12 protein-coding genes are annotated in these 18645 nt (G+C 70.7%); 10 read left to right on the top strand and 2 right to left on the bottom strand.

Annotated features, from left to right (window positions below):
* The first annotated feature begins 107 nt into the window (after positions 1-107).
* The 7 genes from ACFYWY_RS24560 to ACFYWY_RS24590 all read left to right on the top strand — a co-directional run bounded on the left by ACFYWY_RS24560 (position 108) and on the right by ACFYWY_RS24590 (position 11762).
* Positions 108-1304: a hypothetical protein gene (locus ACFYWY_RS24560; protein ID WP_389190167.1), complete on the top strand. Its 1197-nt coding sequence runs from the start codon at positions 108-110 to the stop codon at positions 1302-1304.
* A 125-nt stretch (positions 1305-1429) separates the two neighbouring features.
* On the top strand, positions 1430-2209 hold the full coding sequence (locus tag ACFYWY_RS24565) for a TIGR03936 family radical SAM-associated protein (RefSeq protein WP_389190168.1): 780 nt from the start codon (positions 1430-1432) through the stop codon (positions 2207-2209).
* Positions 2210-2441: 232 nt separating this feature from the next.
* Positions 2442-6380: a ribonuclease E/G gene (locus ACFYWY_RS24570; protein WP_389190169.1), complete on the top strand. Its 3939-nt coding sequence runs from the start codon at positions 2442-2444 to the stop codon at positions 6378-6380.
* Between the two features lie 330 nt (positions 6381-6710).
* A complete protein-coding gene (locus tag ACFYWY_RS24575) occupies positions 6711-7829 on the top strand; it encodes a DegT/DnrJ/EryC1/StrS family aminotransferase (protein ID WP_389190170.1) in 1119 nt (372 codons plus the stop codon).
* Positions 7830-7873: 44 nt separating this feature from the next.
* Positions 7874-8842: a Gfo/Idh/MocA family protein gene (locus ACFYWY_RS24580; protein ID WP_389190239.1), complete on the top strand. Its 969-nt coding sequence runs from the start codon at positions 7874-7876 to the stop codon at positions 8840-8842.
* A gap of 11 nt (positions 8843-8853) precedes the next feature.
* Entirely contained in the window at positions 8854-10482 is a 1629-nt protein-coding gene (locus tag ACFYWY_RS24585; RefSeq protein WP_389190171.1) for a glycosyltransferase, read from the top strand.
* Positions 10479-11762 (top strand): nucleotide sugar dehydrogenase, encoded by a 1284-nt coding sequence (locus ACFYWY_RS24590; RefSeq protein ID WP_389190172.1) that lies wholly within the window; start codon positions 10479-10481, stop codon positions 11760-11762. The genes ACFYWY_RS24585 and ACFYWY_RS24590 overlap by 4 nt, the downstream gene beginning before the upstream one ends.
* A gap of 68 nt (positions 11763-11830) precedes the next feature.
* Here ACFYWY_RS24590 and wecB read toward each other — a convergent pair whose 3' ends face one another.
* Positions 11831-12919, bottom strand: a complete 1089-nt coding sequence (gene wecB / locus ACFYWY_RS24595) for a non-hydrolyzing UDP-N-acetylglucosamine 2-epimerase (RefSeq protein WP_389190173.1) — start codon at positions 12917-12919, stop codon at positions 11831-11833.
* Between the two features lie 112 nt (positions 12920-13031).
* On the opposite strand from wecB, the gene ACFYWY_RS24600 reads away from it, so the two are divergent.
* From ACFYWY_RS24600 to ACFYWY_RS24610, 3 genes are read left to right on the top strand one after another with little or no spacing between them, the layout of a single operon-like run.
* Positions 13032-14237: a glycosyltransferase gene (locus tag ACFYWY_RS24600; RefSeq protein WP_389190174.1), complete on the top strand. Its 1206-nt coding sequence runs from the start codon at positions 13032-13034 to the stop codon at positions 14235-14237.
* 9 nt (positions 14238-14246) lie between these two features.
* Entirely contained in the window at positions 14247-14801 is a 555-nt protein-coding gene (locus ACFYWY_RS24605; protein ID WP_389190175.1) for a hypothetical protein, read from the top strand.
* A gap of 21 nt (positions 14802-14822) precedes the next feature.
* On the top strand, positions 14823-16229 hold the full coding sequence (locus ACFYWY_RS24610) for a glycosyltransferase (RefSeq protein ID WP_389190176.1): 1407 nt from the start codon (positions 14823-14825) through the stop codon (positions 16227-16229).
* A gap of 67 nt (positions 16230-16296) precedes the next feature.
* Here ACFYWY_RS24610 and ACFYWY_RS24615 read toward each other — a convergent pair whose 3' ends face one another.
* Complete coding sequence (locus ACFYWY_RS24615) at positions 16297-18573, bottom strand: glycosyltransferase (protein ID WP_389190177.1); 2277 nt, start codon at positions 18571-18573, stop codon at positions 16297-16299.
* Between the last annotated feature and the right edge of the window lie 72 nt (positions 18574-18645).

Consider the following 18645-nt stretch of genomic DNA (forward strand, 5'->3'; position numbering starts at 1 on the left):
CCCGGCGCAATGGGCCGTTGCCGCAGCTCATAGTGGTCTCGCAGCTGCGAGGACCGACGCAGCGGAAAGCGCGCAGGTACTGGATCCGGAGGGACCTGTGACGCGTCATGTCTGACATGGAGTTCGAGAAGTCGCCCCAGACATACGGGAATCATCAGGCGCCCGCGCACTACGAGCCCGGAGAGGGCTGCCTCACCACGGTCGTCCGGATACCGGTGCGGATCGTGGTGCTGCTCGTGGTCGTTCCCGTACGGATGGTGTGGGACCTCCTCGTGGTCTGCGGCCGGGCCATGGAGCGGATCCTGCTGCGGCCGCTGGGCAGGGCGCTGGCCTGGGTGTACGAGGCGGTGCTGACGCCGGTCGGGCACGGTCTGGGGCGGCTTGCGGTCTTCATCGGCAAGGCGCTGTTCGTCTGGCCGTGGGTCGCGTTGTGGCGGTATCTGGTGGTGCCGTTGGTGACGTACGGGCTTGTGGTGCCGGTGGTGTGGATCTACCGGCAGCTGCTGACCCCGCTCGGCCACGGGCTCGCCTGGCTCCTGGAGCACCTGCTCGTCGCGCCCGTGCGCTGGATCTACCTCCGGCTGCTGACGCCGGTCGGGCACGGTCTGGGGTGGCTTGCGGTCTTCATCGGCAAGGCGCTGTTCGTCTGGCCGTGGGTCGCGTTGTGGCGGTATCTGGTGGTGCCGTTGGTGACGTACGGGCTTGTGGTGCCGGTGGTGTGGATCTACCGGCAGCTGCTGACCCCGCTCGGCCACGGGCTCGGCTGGCTGCTCACCGCGACGGGGCACGGCATCGCCGCCGTCTGCCGCGGGGTCTGGACGGCGATCGTCTGGCTGGTCGTGGTCCTGCTCGTCACGCCCGTCGGCTGGGTCTACCGCCACATCCTCGCGCCCATCGGTCGCGAGATCGCCGCCGCCGTCACCGTCGCCTGGCGCATCGCCGGATACATCTCGCGAGCCGTCGGCCGGGGGATCAAGTGGCTCGCCTGGAACCTCGTCGGGCGGCCGGTGCGCTGGTGCTACCAGACCGTCTGCACCCCCGTCGGTCACATGCTGCGCGACGTCATCTGGCGTCCGGCCAGAAATGCCGCGGTCGAGGCGGGCCGGGCAGCCCGGGCCGCGCTCCAGTCGGCCCGGGAGACGGTACGGCAGGCCAGGCGGGAAACCTGGCGCGCGCTCGTCGGCGGGCCCCGGGCGCCAGAGGTCCGGGAACCGGTGGTGCCTCAGGCGCGTACTCTGGGTAGTACAACGACTGTTCCCGGCGCGGTGGCCGCACCCGAGATCTCCCTGCGAAAGCAGGGGTGAGCCGGGCGGGCCCCAGGGAGCACCCCGCACGTCCGAGGGCGGCGCGTCCCCCGCGCACCGCCCCGCACCGAGGAGAAGAACCACTGGGCAAGCGACAGCCCGAAGGCCCGCCGCCCGCACCGGCGGTGCAGCGCATCCGACTGCGCTACACCAAGCGCGGCCGCCTCCGGTTCACCAGCCACCGTGACTTCCAGCGTGCCTTCGAGCGGGCGCTGCGGCGTGCCGAGGTGCCCATGGCGTACTCGGCGGGCTTCACCCCGCACCCGAAGGTGTCGTACGCCAATGCCGCACCCACCGGCACGGGCAGCGAGGCCGAGTATCTGGAGATCGCCCTCACCGAGCACCGCGACCCCGACAAGCTGCGTGAGCTGCTCGACGAGTCGCTGCCGGGCGGCCTCGACATCACCGACGCCGTCGAGGCCCGCACGTCAGGCCTCGCCGACCGGCTCACCGCATCCGTGTGGGAGCTGAGGCTCGACGGGGTCGACGTCGAGGACGCGTCGAAGGCCGTGTCCGCCTTTCTCGCCGCCGGGACCGTCGAGGTCCAGCGGAAGACGAAGAACGGCATGCGGACCTTCGACGCACGTGCTGCCGTAGCGGACCTGCAGGCGCTCCATCCCCAGGCTGATAGGACTGGGGACGGGCCCTGTGCGATACTGCGGCTGGTTGTTCGGCACGTGACACCTGCCGTGCGACCCGACGACGTCCTGTCCGGTCTCCGAGCTGTGGCCGACCTGGCGCCGCCGGTCCCCGCAGCGGTGACCAGGCTGGCGCAGGGGCTCTTCGACGAGGAGTCCGGCACGGTGACCGACCCGCTCGCGCCCGACCGCGAGGCAGTTCCGGCCGCTCTACCCACGGCCGCCGGGGCAGCCGTCGCGACGGCGCCGGAAGGTCCCGCCGCGTAAGGACAGTCGTTGTAGCGCAGCCCTGGTACTCGGGAGCCACCTGGGTCGGGCCGCGCACCGAACAGAAGACTTTCGCCAGGCCGTGCGTACATCGCGCAGGGAACCGGCGAGCCATACATCAGCTCCCGTGCGGCGCCCGCGCCCCGGACGGCGGCACCGCGCACATCACGCGGGCCGCAGCCGGACCGGAATCAGGCGCGGCGCCCGGGAGCGTGACGGGAGAACCGCCCGCATGCTCGAGCCGACCGAATCCGGCACTGCCGGAGAGACCGAGAACAATTCGCCCAGCGATACGCTGCCGCCGCGCCGCAGGCGCCGCGCCGCATCGCGCCCCGCGGGACCGCCGACGGCGGCCGCGGGAGCAACAGACGCCGTGGAAGCCACGGACGTCACCGAGACCGTCGCGGCTGCACCTGAGGTGGAGACCGCAGAGGCGGAGGCCGCCGCGCCGCGTACGCGTCGCCGTGCGACTCGTAAGGCGACCGCGCCTGCCGACGCCCCGCAGGCCGCCGAGGCCACAGAGGCTGCCGAGCCGGAGGCCGCCGCGGAAGAGGCCGCAGCGCCGCGTACGCGCCGCCGTGCGACCCGTAAGGCCACCGCGCCTGCAGAGCCTGTCGAGGCCGCGGAAGCCGCTGAGGCCGCTGAGCCTGCTGAGCAGCCCGAGGCCGAGGTGGCCGCGCCGCGTACGCGCCGTCGTGCCACCCGCCAGGTGACCGCCCCCGAGCCGGTCGCCGAGCCTGCTGTCGCCGAGCCCGCTGCCGCTGCCACCGAGGCCGTCGCCGAAGAGCCGGTCACCGAGGACGAGGCCCCCGCGCCGCGTGGCCGTGCCCGTCGCCGGGCGTCCGCGCCCGCCGGTGCGCCGCAGGCCGTGGAGGCGGCAGAGGCCACCGAGCCGGAGGCCGCCGCCGAGGAGGCCGCACCGGCCGCCCGCGCCCGCCGTCGTGGCGGCCGCAAGGCGACCGCGCCCGCCGGTGCCCCGCAGGCAGCCGAGGCCACCGTGGAGGAGGCCGTCGCCGAAGAGGGCGAGGGCCTGCCCGCCGACGCGGTTGCGCAGATCGCCTCCGAAGAGGCCGAGGTCGCGGCCGCAGAGAAGGCGGCGACCCGTGGCCGTACGCGCCGCCGCGCCGTATCCCCCGAGGGCACCGCCCGCCCGGAGAAGGCCGAGAAGCCCGAGAAGGCAGCTAAGGCCGAGAAGAGCGACAAGGCCGAGAAGAGCGAAGCGGCCGAGGCACCCGCGCGCGGCCGCCGTGCCGCCCGCCCCGCTGTGGCCGTGTTCCAGGCCCCGGTCTTCACCGAGCCGATGTTCCAGACCCCGGAGTCGGCCGCCGCTGCCGCCGCCGCTGCCGTGGACACCGAGCCGGAGGAGGACGAGGACGTCGTCGAGCCGGTCGCAGAGACCGCCGCCCCGGAGCCCGCCGGCCGTCGCCGTCGTCGCCGCCGCGGTGAGCCCGCCGAGCCCGTCGAGACCCCCGCGCACGCCGCCCAGCAGGCCGAGCCGGAGGCGGAGACCGAGCCCGAGCAGGCCGCAGAGGGCGAGGAGTCGGACGAGTTCGAGGACCGCCCCTCGCGCCGTCGCCGCCGTGGTGGCCGCCGCCGTCGCCGTGGCGAGCCCTCCGACGCCGACGAGACCTCGGAGGAGCAGGCCGACGAGGCCGCCGCCGAGGACATCCAGGACGAGGAGGACGAGGAGGAGCACGGCGGGACCGAGACTCCCTCCGCCCCCGGTACCTCCAGCAGCCGTCGTCGCCGTCGCCGTCGCCGTCGCAGCGGTGACGCCGCCGGCGAGGACGAGATGGGTACGACCGACCCGGAGCGCACCGTCGTCAAGGTCCGCGAGCCCCGCCCCGCGCGCCAGAAGAGCGACGAGCCGTCCGACGAGGTGCAGTCCATCAAGGGCTCGACCCGTCTGGAGGCGAAGAAGCAGCGCCGTCGTGAGGGCCGCGAGCAGGGCCGCCGCCGCGTGCCGATCATCACCGAGGCCGAGTTCCTGGCCCGCCGTGAGGCGGTCGAGCGCGTGATGGTCGTCCGGCAGAGCGGCGAGCGCACCCAGATCGGCGTCCTCGAGGACAACGTCCTCGTCGAGCACTACGTCAACAAGGAGCAGGCGACCTCGTACGTCGGCAACGTCTACCTGGGCAAGGTGCAGAACGTACTGCCGTCCATGGAGGCCGCGTTCGTCGACATCGGCAAGGGCCGCAACGCCGTCCTGTACGCCGGTGAGGTCAACTTCGAGGCGCTGGGCATGGCCAACGGCCCGCGCCGTATCGAGGTCGCCCTCAAGTCCGGCCAGTCGGTCCTCGTCCAGGTGACCAAGGACCCGATCGGCCACAAGGGCGCCCGCCTGACCAGCCAGGTCTCGCTGCCCGGCCGCTACCTGGTCTACGTGCCCGAGGGCTCGATGACCGGCATCAGCCGCAAGCTGCCCGACACCGAGCGCGCGCGTCTGAAGACCATCCTCAAGAAGATCGTCCCCGAGGACGCGGGCGTCATCGTCCGTACCGCCGCGGAGGGCGCCAGCGAGGACGAGCTGCGCCGCGACGTCGAGCGGCTGCAGGGGCAGTGGGAGGAGATCCAGAAGAAGTCCAAGGGCGGCAATGCCCCGACGCTGCTCTACGGCGAGCCGGACATGACGGTCCGGGTCGTCCGCGACATCTTCAACGAGGACTTCTCCAAGGTCATCGTCAGTGGCGACGAGGCCTGGGACACCATCCACGGCTACGTCTCGCACGTCGCGCCGGACCTGGTCGACCGTCTGCAGCGGTGGACGAGCGAGACCGACGTCTTCGCGACGAACCGGATCGACGAGCAGCTGATGAAGGCGCTGGACCGCAAGGTCTGGCTGCCGAGCGGCGGTTCGCTGGTGATCGACAAGACCGAGGCCATGGTCGTGGTCGACGTCAACACCGGCAAGTTCACCGGTCAGGGCGGCAATCTCGAGGAGACCGTCACCAGGAACAACCTGGAGGCGGCCGAGGAGATCGTTCGTCAGCTGCGGCTGCGCGACCTGGGCGGCATCGTCGTCGTCGACTTCATCGACATGGTGCTCGAGTCCAACCGCGACCTGGTCATGCGGCGACTGCTCGAGTGCCTGGGCCGCGACCGTACGAAGCACCAAGTGGCCGAGGTCACCTCGCTGGGCCTGGTCCAGATGACCCGTAAGCGGGTGGGCCAGGGTCTGCTGGAGTCGTTCTCCGAGATCTGCGTGCACTGCAACGGCCGTGGCGTGATCGTGCACATGGAGCAGCCGACCGCCGTCGGCGGCGGTGGCGGTGGCGGCAAGCGCGCCAAGAAGCGCGGCCGCGGCGGTGCGGAGCACGTCCACGAGCACGAGGTCGCCGCCGACGTCGAGGCCGAGATCGAGATCGAGACCGAGGCGGAGGTCGCCGCCGAGGTGGCTGCCCCGGTGGCGCTGGTGGACACCTTCGTGCCGGACGAGGAGCTGTACAGCAGCGCCGCGGAGGCCGAGGCTGCCGCATCGCGCGGCCGTGGCCGCCGCCGGGCGACCCGTAAGGCGACGGCTCCGGCGGGTGCGCCGAAGGCCGCTGAGGCCGAGGTGGTCATCGAGGCCAAGGCCGAGGCTCCGGTCGCCGAGCCGGAGGCTCCCGCGGCTCCCGAGCCGCAGGCTCCTGCGGCTCCCGCGGAGGAGGCGGCCCCGGCGGGCCGTGGCCGCCGCCGGGCGACCCGTAAGGCGACGGCTCCGGCGGGTGCGCCGAAGGCCGCTGAGGCGCAGGCCGCCGAGGCTGAGGTCGTCATCGAGGCGAAGGCTGAGACGCCCGTCGAGGCTCCCGAGGCGCCCGTCGCCGAGGAGGCTCCCGTCGCGGCCCCGCCGCGTGCGCGCCGCCGGGTGACCCGCAAGGTCACCGCCCCCGCCGGCTCGCCCTCGGGCGCGGAGGAGGCCGCGGTCGTCGTGGTGAGCAGCACCGCTGCAGCCGAGACCGAGGCGGCCGAGACCGCTGCAGCCGAGGCTGAGCCGGCCGAAGAGGCCGCCCCGGCCAAGAAGGCGGCTCGCAAGACCGCCAAGAAGGCCACCGCGAAGAAGGCCGCCACCAAGAAGACGGCGGCCAAGAAGACCGCGGCGAAGAAGACGACCGCCAAGAAGGCCGGCGCGAAGAAGACCGCGGCGGCCGGGCAGCAGACGCTGCCCTCTGTGACGGCTTCCACTGAGAGCTGAACAGTTGATGAGTCCTCAGTGAACGGCACGTGTCCCACCTCGCAGGTTGCGGGGTGGGACGCGTTGTTTGTCTCCGAATTGATGCAGTGCTGCGTTAACAGCCCCGAAATTCACTAGGAAATCCCTGATAATGTGACGGCGGTCGCTGCCGGGTGAGGCCCCGTTCCGGAGACTACGGTGGGTGACCGGCCCGGTTCGGGACAAGACCGGTCCCAGATCCTCGGTAGGGCGTTGGCTTGCGCCGGAGGGGTGTGCGCGGCCTCGCGAGACGTCCGCTCCGCCCCTGACCTCTGCCACAAAGAGCTCTTGCGGTGTTCAAGGAGGACGTCCATGACGAGCAGCAATCAGCAGCCCATCCCCGCTGCCCGCCCGGTCATCGGTGAGGAAGAAATCGAGGCCGCGGTACGCGTATTGCGCAGCGGTAGGGTCGTACAGGGCCCTGAGGTCGCCGCGTTCGAGGAGGGCTTCTCGGAGCTCGTCGAGGGGCGCCACTGTGTGGCCGTCAACTCGGGTACCTCCGCGCTGCACCTCCTTCTGCTGGCTTTGGGCATCGGCCCGGGTGACGAAGTAATCGTTCCTTCATTCTCGTTCGCCGCATCGGCGAACGCGGTCCGCCTGGTCGGCGCCGATGTCGTCTTCGCCGACATCGAGCCCGGCTCCTTCGGCCTGGACCCGGCGGCTGTGGAGGCCGCCATCACGCCGCGCACGGCCGCGATCATGCCGGTGCACCTGTACGGCCACCCGGCCGCGATGGACAAGATCATGCCCATCGCCGCCAAGCACAAGCTGGCCGTCGTCGAGGACGCCTGCCAGGCGCACGCGGCGGCGCTGAACGGCACCCCGGTCGGCGCGTTCGGCTCCGGCGGCACCTTCAGCTTCTACCCGACCAAGAACATGCACTCCCTCGAGGGCGGCATGATCTCCACGGGTGACGCCGAGGTCGCCCGCACGCTGCGCCTGCTGCGCAACCAGGGCATGGAGCAGCGGTACGCCAACGAGATCGTCGGCGCCAACATGCGTATGACGGACGTCGCCGCCGCCATCGGCCGCGTACAGCTCTCGAAGCTGGGCGGCTGGACCGAGCAGCGCATCGCCAACGCCGCGTACCTCAGCGAGCACATCTCCGCGCCGAATGTGCAGACCCCCACGGTCGCCGAGGGCGCGCGCCACATCTTCCACCAGTACACGGTCCGGATCAGCGGGGACCGCGACGCCGCGATGGCGAAGCTCACCGAGGCGGGTGTCGGCAACGCCGTCTACTACCCGACCCCGATCCACCGGCTGAAGCCATACTGGGAGCCGGACCAGAAGGCCGGCCGCAACTGGGACCTGCCCGAGACCGAGCGTGCGGCCGCCGAGGTCGTCTCGCTCCCGGTGCACCCTTCGCTGTCCGCGGAGGACCTCGAGCGCATCGTCGCCGCCGTGAACGAGCTTGGAGAAAACCTGTGACCACCGCCCAGGGACTGCGGGCCGGCCTGATCGGCCTCGGCTCGATGGGCCGCCACCACGCCCGCGTACTCGCCGGCCTGGAAGGCGTCGAACTCGTCGCCGTAGTCGACCCGATGGGTGACAAGAACGGCTGGGCGCAGGGCGTCCCCGTGCTGTCGACCGTCGAGGAACTGATCTCGCTCGGCGTCGACTACGCCGTCGTGGCCTGCCCGACCGCGCTGCACGAGGAAGTCGGCCTCAAGCTCGCAGAGGCCGGTGTCGGCGCTCTCGTGGAGAAGCCCGTCGCGGACACCGTGGAGGGCGCCAGCAGGCTCGTGGAGGCCTTCGAGTCGCGCGGCCTGGTGGCCGGCGTCGGCCACATCGAGCGCTGCAACCCGGCGCTGCGCTCGCTGCGCCAGCGCCTGGAGGCGGGCGAGCTCGGCGACGTCTACCAGGTCGTCACCCGCCGCCAGGGCCCCTTCCCGCACCGCATCGCCGATGTCGGCGTGGTCAAGGACCTCGCCACCCACGACATCGACCTCACCGGGTGGGTGACCGGCCAGACGTACACCTCGATCTCGGCGCGCACGGTCTCCAAGTCGGGCCGTCCGCATGAGGACATGGTCTCCGCCGTGGGCCAGCTCTCCGACGGCACCATGGTCAACCACCTGGTCAACTGGCTGAGCCCGCTCAAGGAGCGGTTCACCTCGGTCACCGGTGAGAAGGGCTGCTTCATCGCGGACACCCTCACCGCCGACCTGACCTTCTACTCGAACGCCGCCCAGGCCACCGAGTGGGAGGCGCTGCAGGCGTTCCGCGGCGTCGCCGAGGGCGACATGATCCGCTACGCCATCCCGAAGCGCGAGCCGCTGCTGGTCGAGCACGAGCTCTTCCGCGACGCCGTCCTTGGCAAGTCCAACGACATCTGCACGTTGCGCCAGGGTCTTCGTACGGTAGAGGTGGCAGCAGCCGTGCTGCACTCGGCCGCCAGCGGTACCACTGTCGATCTCTCCGCGCACGCCGCGGCCCAGTAGGGCGAGGAGCCTTGACCAGTCCTGATGTCACCGTCATCACGGCCGTGTACAACACGGGCCGGTATCTGACGGAATGTCTCAACTCCCTCGTCGGGCAGAGCATCGGCCTGGACAGGCTTGAGATCGTCGCCGTGGACGACGGTTCCACGGACGGCAGCGGAGCGGTCCTCGACCGCTTCGCCAAGAAGTACCCGGACACGATCAAGGTGATCCACCAGGCGAACTCCGGTGGCCCCGCGACGCCCAGCAACAGGGGGCTCGAGGCGGCCACCGGACGTTTCGTCTTCTTCATCGGCTCCGACGACCACCTCGGCAAGGACGCGCTCAAGCGGATGGTGGCCTGCGCCGACGAGCAGGACTCGGACATCGTGATCGGCAAGATGGTCGGCAAGAACGGCCGCTACGCCCATCAGGCGCTGTTCAAGAAGAGCGACCCGGACGTCGACCTGTTCGACTCGGCGCTGCCCTTCACGATGGCCAACATCAAGCTGTTCCGCCGTGAGCTGGTGGAGAAGCACAAGCTGCGGTTCAACGAGGAACTGCGGGTCGGCAGCGACATGCCGTTCACGCTGGAGGCGTGCCTCAACGCCCGGAAGATCTCGGTGCTCGCGGACTACACGTACTACTACGCGGTCAAGCGCCACGACGCGAGCAACATCACCTACGGGTCCAGCCATCTGCGCCGTCTTGGGTCCTTCAAGACGATCATGGCCCACGCCGCGGGACTGGTCGAGGCCGGGCCCAAGCGGGACTTCCTCTTCAAGCGCCACTTCACCTGGGAGATCTTCAAGCTCGTCAAGGAGGACTTCCCGGCGCTCGATCCGCAGACCCGGCGCGAGGTGGCCGCCGGGATCGCCGAGCTGGCCGACGCGTACCTCACGGACGAGCTGCGGGACGAGCTGGAGCTCATCCGGCGGGTGAGGATCGTGCTGGCGCAGTACGGCGCGGTGGACGCGCTGGTCGAGGCGATCGAGTCCGAGACCCGGAGCGGCCCGCCGCCGTTCCACCTGGAGGGCGAGCGCGCGTTCGCCCGCTACCCGGGCTTCCGCGACCCGTTGCTGAACATCCCGGACCGCGTCTTCGAGGTCACCAAGGACTCGGTGGCCAAGCAGCTCGCCGCCAACACGGAGCTGCTGAGCGCCGAGTGGGAGCAGGACGGCAACAATCTGTCGCTGGTCATCGCCGTCCGGCTGGGGCTGAGCGGCGACACCGAGTCGGCCGTCATCCGGCTCGTCCAGGGCGCCATGCCCAAGAGCGCCGACCGTGCCGGCGGCCGCCGGCTGCCCGTCGGACACGAACTTCCCGCCCCGGTGGGGGAGTTCACCCAGGAGGCGACGGAGGACGGCACCGGAACGGTGCTCCGTGGCCGTATCCCGATAGAGCCCCGGCCGGCCTCGCTCGGAGTCCGCGTCTACGTCGACGTCGCGGGCTGGACGTACGAGATCCCGGTGAGCGGCCAGGACAAACCGATGCCGCTGGCCCGGCGCTGGCGCAGCGGCACCCAGTATCGCGTGGGCGCACGTGTGAACATCAAGGGCCGCATGGTCATCGTGACCGGTCTGCTGTTCCCGCCCCAAAACAAGTGGTGGCTGCGGGTGCGCCCGCTGCTGGTCCGTGTGAAGAGGAAAGTAACCCGATGAATATCTGTGTAGTAGCGCTCGGCAAGATCGGGCTTCCGCTCGCCGTGCAGTTCGCGGCCAAGGGCCACAAGGTCATCGGCGCCGACGTCAACGAGAAGGTCGTCGAGCTGGTCAACGCCGGCACCGAGCCCTTCCCGGGCGAGCACGACCTCGACCGGCTGCTGAAGCAGTCCGTCGACGCCGGTCTGCTGAGCGCCACCACGGACACCGCGGCCGCCGTCGCCCAGTCCGAGGCCGTCGTGGTCGTCGTCCCGCTGTTCGTGGACGCCGAAGGCACCCCGGACTTCGGCTGGATGGACTCCGCGACGAAGGCGATCGCGAAGGGTCTCAAGCCCGGCACGCTCGTCTCGTACGAGACCACGCTGCCGGTCGGCACCACCCGTGCCCGCTGGGCGCCGATGCTCGAGCAGGGCTCCGGCCTGACCGCGGGCAAGGACTTCCACCTGGTCTTCTCGCCGGAGCGGGTGCTCACCGGCCGTGTCTTCGCCGACCTGCGCCGCTACCCGAAGCTCGTCGGCGGCATCGACGAGGCCTCCGCGAAGCACGGTGTGGAGTTCTACGAGCAGGTGCTCGACTTCGACGAGCGCGCGGACCTGGCGCAGCCGAACGGCGTGTGGGACCTCGGCACCGCCGAGGCCTCCGAGCTGGCGAAGCTCGCCGAGACCACCTACCGCGATGTCAACATCGGCCTGGCGAACCAGTTCGCCCGGTTCGCCGACAAGAACGACATCGACGTCAAGAAGGTCATCGAGGCCTGCAACTCGCAGCCGTACAGCCACATTCACCAGCCCGGCATCGCTGTCGGCGGCCACTGCATCCCGATCTACCCGCGGATGTACCTGTGGAACGACCCGGAGGCCACCGTCGTGCGCTCGGCGCGCGAGGCGAACGCCGCCATGCCCGAGTACGCCGTGGACCTGCTGGGCGCCGCCTACGGCGACCTGAAGGACGTCCAGGTGCTCGTGCTGGGCGCCGCCTACCGCGGCGGCGTGAAGGAGACGGCCTTCTCGGGCGTCTTCCCGACCGTCGAGGCGCTGAAGGCGCGCGGCGCGGTGCCGTACGTCTCCGACCCGATGTACACCTCCGAGGAGCTGGCCGCACACGGCCTGACCCCGCACGAGGGCGAGACGGTCACCGCCGCGATCCTGCAGGCCGACCACGCCGAGTACCGCGAGCTGGCCGCCTCCGACCTGCCGGACGTCCGCGTCCTGGTCGACGGTCGCCGCACCACCGACCCGGCCCGCTGGGACGGCGTACGCCGCGTCGTCATCGGCGGCTGAGCGAGGTCAGTGGCCAAGACGAAGGCCCGGGGCGCCTGAAGAGGCGCCCCGGGCCTTCGGCGTACTCCCTAGCGCTTGTGCTGCTCCAGGAACTGCACCACGCGACGGGCTGCCTGGCCGTCGCCGTAGGGGATGCCGCGGTCGGTGCCGGGGGCCGGACGGGTCGCCGTGGCCGCCCACTGGGCCGCACCGAGCTCGAACGGGTTCGGCACCAACTGGTTCCAGCCGTTCTCCAGCGTCTCCACCCACTCCGTCTCCGGGCGGATCGTGGTGCAGACGCGGTCCAGCAGGAACGCCTCCTTCTGCAGACCACCCGAGTCCGTGACCACACCGGCCGAGCCGAGGACGGCCGCCACAAGGCCGGCGTACGGCAGCGGACGGCCCGAGTGCAGCGAGCCCTGGTTCAGCTTGATGCCGTGCTCCTCGGCGCGCACGACGAGGCGCGGGTGCGCCAGCAGCGCCACCGGCACCGGCAGGTTCGCGAGCGAGTCGACGATCGCCGCGAGGCGCTCCGGGTCGTCGGTGTTGTCCGGCCGGTGCAGAGTCGCGAGCAGGTACGGCGCCTGGGGGTCGACGCCCTCCGGCAGCACCGGCTTCGGGTGCTCGCCGGCCAGCACCGCGTCCCTGATCCGCAGGCACACGTCGACCATCACGTCACCGGCGAGCACGGAACGCCCCGCGAGGCCCTCGGCCGCCAGGTGCTTCATGGCCTCCTCGGTCGGCGCGAGCAGCAGGTCGGCCGCGTGGTCGGTGAGGATGCGGTTGTGCTCCTCCGGCATCCGGCGGTTGAAGGAGCGCAGCCCGGCCTCCAGGTGCGCGACGGGGAGGTGCATCTTCACCGCGGACAGCGCGCCGGCCAGCGTGGAGTTCGTGTCGCCGTACACCAGCACCCAGTCGGGCTGCTCGGCGTCGAGGACCGGGTCCATCGCCGTGAGCACACCGCCGGTCTGGGCGCCGTGGCTGCCCGAGCCGATGCCGAGGTGGACATCCGGGTCCGGAATGCCGAGACCGGAGAAGAAGACGTCGGACAGGTCGGCGTCGTAGTGCTGGCCTGTATGAACAATCACATGCTGATGGTCGGTCTCCGCGAACGCAGCGGCGATCGGTGCGAGTTTGACCAATTGGGGACGAGCTCCGACGACGCTGATGACCTTCACGTTGAACTGCTCCTTGAGACCTTGGGTATGGGCCGACGGCTGGGACCGAAGACCGAATTCCGTCCGATGATAAAGTGACGCTTCGACGTGTGCTCCGGGGAGGAAGTCGGTAATGAAAGAGGCAGCATCCAGGGATGCGGCCGTGGTCACGCCGTGGTATCCCACACGTGAGCTGCCTTTCCGAGGTTCCTTCGTCCAGGCGATGGTCGGTGCGACGGCCCCGGGCTGTGACAGCTTCGTGGTCTATCACTGTGACCCCTGGGTCGCCCCGATGGACGCCACCACCACCCAAGCGGTGGAAGCGGCCAATGGCAAACTCGTGACCCGTGCCACACACCGTGTGCCCACCGCCGGCGGCGCCGAGCTGGTGCACTTCCCGGTCACCACTCCACGCGGCCAGGACTACGGCGCCCAGTCCCGCAGTCATGAGCGGCAGCTGCGCGCGGTCCTCGGCGACAAGCCCATCGACGCCCCTGTCGTGCACGCCCATGTCGGGCTGCCGAGCGGCTGGGCGGCCGTGCAGAACGCCCGCCCCGACGCGAAGGTCTTCGTCACCGAGCACGCCTCGTTCCTCGAGCGGGTCTTCCAGGACCCCGAGGCCGTCGAGCTCTACGACGAGCTGCTGGCCCGCGTCGCCGGCTTCTTCGCCGTCGGCGACAAGGTCACCGAGGTGCTCAGCAAGCAGTTCCCGCACCACGCGGACAAGATCCTGCGCATCCCCAACCCGATCTCCTTCGACGTGAGCCGCCCTGCCCCGGTCACCGAGCTGCGCAAGTGGCTCTACCTGGGCAGCATGGTCGAGCTGAAGGGCGTCAACTGGCTGGTCGAGGCCTTCGCCCAGTGCCACGCCGAGGACCCGACGCTGACGCTGACGATGGTCGGCGAGGGCCCGCTGCGTAAGCCGCTGACCGCGCGGGTGGCCGAGCTCGGGCTGAGCGACGCCGTGAACCTGCCCGGTTCGATCCCGCACGAGCAGGCGCTCGACCTGATGCGCGAGAACGACCTGCTGGTCCACCCGAGCCGGTACGAGACCTTCGGCATGACCATCGTGGAGGGCATCGCCGCCGGAATGCCGGTGCTGGTGACCCGCTGCGGCGGACCCGAGAAGACCCTGGCCGGCATTGAGGACGCGGCCGGCGAGCTCATTGATGTGGAAGAGAACGCCGAGTCGATCAGTGACGGCTACCGGCGCCTGCGCGGCCGCTTCGACAGCAGCGGTCTGGATCTGAAGCGTGCCCAGGAGCAGCTGGCCGCGCAGTACGGCTACGAGGCCGTCGCCCAGGCGCACTACCGTCTCTGGTTCCCCGACTCCCCGTGATGGAGTGACATGCAGGTCCTGTTCCTGGCTCTCGGCGCCTCGCGCAAGCGGGCCGTCGTCGAAGAGTCGGCGGAAGTGGCGGCGCGCGGCGGCCGGGCCGTCGTGCTGGTCTCCCAGCGCACGCCCTGGCTCGACCAGACCCTCGCCCCCGGCGTCGAGCTGGTGACCGCCGACGAGCTCGAGGCGCACCATCTGCCGCGCCGGGTGGAGCGTCTGGTGCTCTACCGTGTGCCGCGGCTCGTGGTGCGCGTCGCCGGGCGCGGCCCGCTGCGCGCCAAGGCGAAGCGGGCCCTGAAGGCGTACGAGCGCCGGGTGGCGGGGCGAGTGCACCGGCGGGTATTCGTTCCGCTGCACCGCCGGATCTGGCCGAAATTCGCCGACCGGATGGTCTGGCGTGCCTTCTCACCGCGCAAGGGTCCGGAACTCCTCGTGGTCGCTGATGCGCTGTCGGTGCCCCGCGCAGTACAACTGATGGAGGCGTGGGAGTCTGAAGGCCTCGCAGTCCCGAGGGTCAGCTACGGCATCGACTCCGACGTTTCCCCGCAGACCTCAGCCGCTCGCTGATCTCACACAAGAGGAAGTTTCATGAAGAACCGCAGCGGCCGGCGGCCCCGCGTGCTCTACCTGGCGTTCTACTTCCCGCCCTCCCGGGCGAGCGGTGTGTACCGCGCCAGGGCGACGGCCAACCACCTGGTGGAGAAGGGCTGGGACGTCACTGTCTTCGCCTCCCCGCTGGACTTCCTCTACAAGAGGATCGGCTCGGTGGACGAAGGCCTGTCGGAGACCGTCGACCCGAGCATCCGGGTCGAGCGGCCCGCCCTGAACCAGTACACCTGGCAGCAGGATCTGCGTGAGTTCAGCTGGCTGCGCCGCAGCTTCCCGCTGATGGCCAAGCGCGTCTACCACCTCAGCCAGACGAAGCTCTTCCCGGAGCGCTACTCGTCCTGGGCCTGGGCCTCCGTCCTGCGGGCGCTGAAGCTCCACTCGAACAAGCGCTTCGACGTCGTCGTCGCCACCGGCAACCCGTTCGCCTCCTTCGGCGCTGCCTGGCTCTTCAACCGGCTGACGGGCGTTCCGTACGTCATGGACTACCGCGACTCGTGGACGCTGGACCTCTTCCACGACGAGCCCGCCTTCCCGAAGGACCACATCGCGTGGGGCTGGGAGAAGCGGATGCTGAACAAGGCGTCGGCGGCGGTGTTCGTGAACGAGGCGCTCCGCGGCTGGCACGCGGAGCGGTACCCAGAGGTCGCGGACCGCATGATGGTGGTCCCGAACGGCTGGGACGCGGATGTGCTGCCGAAGGCCGAGGAGAGCGCGGAGAGCACGGACGAGCCCTCCGCGGTGCCCGCGACCACCGGCACCGAGACACAGCGCCCGCTGAAGTTCGCCTACCTCGGCACGCTCACGGTCAAGCAGCCCGTGGAGGAGATGGCGGAGGCGTTCAAGATCGCCCGCCGTCACCCGGATCTCGCGGACGCCGAGCTGCAGATCCACGGCCACCTGGGCTTCTTCAAGAACAGCCCGGCGACGCTGAAGCAGAAGCTCGGCCTGGACGACGAAGGTCCCGGGAACGGCGCAGAGGCCACCGGACTGCGCTACTGCGGACCGGTCTCCAAGACCGAGGTCGGCCGCGTCTACGAGGACGCGGACGTGCTGGTCTTCCTGGCCGGCGGCGGCAAGTACGTGACCTCCGGCAAGATCTTCGAGTACATGGCCTTTGGGCATCCGATCGTCTCGGTGCACGCGCCGGGCATCGCCGCACAGGACGTGCTCGAGGGCTATCCGCTGTGGTTCAACGCCGACAGCCTGGACGTGGACGCGCTCGCCGCCTCGATGGTCGCCGCGGGCAAGGCCGCCCGTGATCTGACGCCGGAGCAGCGCGAGACCGCGCGCAGGCACGCGGACAAGTACCAGCGCGACGCGGTGCTCGAGCCCTTCGAGGAGCGGCTGCGGGCCATCACCGGCCGCGAGGCACCCGCGGAGGACTGACACATACGTCAACGGCGAAGGCCCCGACCGGAACTCCGGTCGGGGCCTTCGCCGTTGCCAGGGAGCCTTAGTCGTCCTTGGGCTCGTAGATCTCCCGGTCCAGGTGCATGGTGACGGTCAGGTGCGGGTTGGCCTTGGCCCACTTCCAGCCCGTGACCGTGGAGTTGATGTCGGCGACGAACACATGGTCGGCGAGGTCGAGCCGTACCTCGGGCAGTGCCACCCGGCGCGCCACGCGGGACAGCACCTGCGGACGGACCTCGCCCCAGCCCTTGTTCCAGATCTTCTTGTGGAAGGCGTTGGCGGCGCGTGTGTGCACCCGCTGGGCGGTCGCGACGGCGAGCTCCGGCCCGATGGACTTGCGATTGCGGGCGGCGATCCGCCGGGTCCTGCGCAACACCGCGCGCGGGGCGCGGTAGACGAGGAGACGCTCGCCGCGCGGGATGCGCAGCTTCTTCTCCGCGGCCTCGATGCTGACCACCGGCACACGCCGGTCCAGGTCCGCGCGCTCCCAGAACGGGGCGGCGCGGCCGGAGACCAGCGTCACCTCGACGTTCTGCTCGATCAGGAAGTTGGCGAAGTCCACGATGCGCCGGGGCTTGCCGGGAGGCGTCAGCGAGAGGATGACGGCGCGGCCGCGCGGCTCGGTGCTCGCCGGGGTCTTCTCGGCCGAGGCCCCGGCACTCTTCGTGACGGCGGACACGTCCGCGGCGGACTGTTCCCGGGGCGTGTCCGCGGCAGGCTGTTCCCCGGTCGCGACGGCCGTCTCGGGGGTCGGCAGCCGCACGCCTTCGTAGACGGCCAGCAGCTGCTTGGCGACGGCCTCTGTGCCGTACCGGCTCTCCAGCACCTCGCGGGCCGCCGGCAGGTCGATCCCGGCCGCGTCCTTCCTGAGCTGCCGGTAGGCGTCGGCGATGACCCTGGGGTCGTCGCTGATGTCCATGAGCGCGCCGGACCGGGACTCGATGCCGGCCAGGCTCTCCTGCGGGCCGCCGCTGCGCGTGGCCAGCACGGGCAGGCCGGAGGCGACCGCCTCGACGACCGTCATGCCGAAGGTCTCGCCCTTGCTCGGGTGCACCAGCAGATCGTGACGGTGCATCAGCGCGTTGACGTCTTCCGGCGACACCGGCGGCAGGAGGCTGACGCGCTCGCCGAGCCCGAGCTCCTCGACACGGGCCGTGAGATCCTCCTCGCGGACGCCGTGGCCGACCAGGGTGAGCGTCGCCCGCGGCTCCTCCCGCGCCACCAGCGCGAAGGCCTCCAGCAGTTCGTCGACGCCCTTCGGCTTGATGAGCCGGCCCACGTACAGCCAGTTGAGCAGCTCGGACGAGCGCTCCGGGCCGGGCGTGAAACGCTCGAAGTCGATCATGTTCGGTACGACGCTGAGCTTGTGCGCGTACGCCGGGAACTCCGCGGCGATCTGCTCCCGCAGCCGGGAGCTGACGCACAGGAACGCGTCCGCCCGCTCCAGCACCTCTTCGTACAGCTCACGGGCGGTGGGCTGGGCGAAGACCTTGTCCAGGAACGAGGAGTGCTCGGTCACGATGACGCGCGCGTCCGGCTTGGCCAGATGCAGGGCCAGCACACCGCCGTAGATGCCGGTGTGGGCGTGTACGACGGGCGCCTCGATCTTGCCGGTGGGCAGCGCGGCCATCAGCGCCTTCTCCTGATTGCCGACCCAGGACGCGTAGTTCTTGCGGTGCGCGAGCGGCGCCGGGACCCGGACGACCGTGCCCTCGGGGCTGTCGACGACCGGGATCAGGTCGCGGCGCTCCCGGAGGCGGTCCTGGGTGACCTTGATGGCGTCGTTCAGCGCGGGATAGGCGCGGCCGCCCCAGTCCTCGGTGTGAAGGATGGTGACCCGGTCGAACTGGCCGGCCACCGCCGACGTCATCGCCTGGACGAACGATCCGGCGTACGGGTTGTTCGGCGAGGGGTACCAGGGGGTGATCACGGCGAGGTCCGAAGGCTCGGCGGTGTGACCGTCCGTGTTGGCGGGCTCCAGCTCCAGCGTGAGCTCAGGCCGCCGCCGGATCGCCGCCCATGCCGTCGGCAGCGCGTGCGCGTCACCGGCGATCAGCCGCTCGGCCGTGGCGAAGGGCCCCGACTTGTCGCCGACCAGCTTCTTCGCGGCGGCCCATGCCGAGCCGTGCTTGTCGAGGGGGAGCCGTACGACTTCCACGCCGTCCAGGCGCGAGAGCTCGTCGGCGGTCTCCGCCCACTCCTCACAGTCCGCGACGACCAGCACGACCTGCGAGCCGGAGGACGCAAGTTCCTTGACATGCTCGCGTGCTGCCCGTACCCGGTACGTTCCGAGCGCGAGATAGAGCACGTGGCTTTTCATCTGGTTCCCTTCGCACAACATGACGCAGGGCCCCAGGGTATCGAAGCCCGGGGTGGGCTCTGCGGCGAGGAG

Origin of the sequence: Streptomyces sp. NPDC002870, assembly GCF_042888505.1 — a bacterium.
In the GTDB taxonomy this organism is placed as follows: domain Bacteria; phylum Actinomycetota; class Actinomycetes; order Streptomycetales; family Streptomycetaceae; genus Streptomyces.

What these genes read in the sequence shown, in the direction of transcription:
- ACFYWY_RS24560 (WP_389190167.1), top strand. Translation starts at nt 108, where the DNA reads ATGTCTGACATGGAGTTCGAGAAGTCGCCCCAGACATACGGGAATCAT.
- ACFYWY_RS24570 (WP_389190169.1), top strand. Translation starts at nt 2,442, where the DNA reads ATGCTCGAGCCGACCGAATCCGGCACTGCCGGAGAGACCGAGAACAAT.
- ACFYWY_RS24575 (WP_389190170.1), top strand. Translation starts at nt 6,711, where the DNA reads ATGACGAGCAGCAATCAGCAGCCCATCCCCGCTGCCCGCCCGGTCATC.
- ACFYWY_RS24580 (WP_389190239.1), top strand. Translation starts at nt 7,874, where the DNA reads ATGGGCCGCCACCACGCCCGCGTACTCGCCGGCCTGGAAGGCGTCGAA.
- ACFYWY_RS24590 (WP_389190172.1), top strand. Translation starts at nt 10,479, where the DNA reads ATGAATATCTGTGTAGTAGCGCTCGGCAAGATCGGGCTTCCGCTCGCC.
- ACFYWY_RS24600 (WP_389190174.1), top strand. Translation starts at nt 13,032, where the DNA reads ATGAAAGAGGCAGCATCCAGGGATGCGGCCGTGGTCACGCCGTGGTAT.
- ACFYWY_RS24605 (WP_389190175.1), top strand. Translation starts at nt 14,247, where the DNA reads ATGCAGGTCCTGTTCCTGGCTCTCGGCGCCTCGCGCAAGCGGGCCGTC.
- ACFYWY_RS24610 (WP_389190176.1), top strand. Translation starts at nt 14,823, where the DNA reads ATGAAGAACCGCAGCGGCCGGCGGCCCCGCGTGCTCTACCTGGCGTTC.
- ACFYWY_RS24615 (WP_389190177.1), bottom strand. Translation starts at nt 18,573, where the DNA reads ATGAAAAGCCACGTGCTCTATCTCGCGCTCGGAACGTACCGGGTACGG.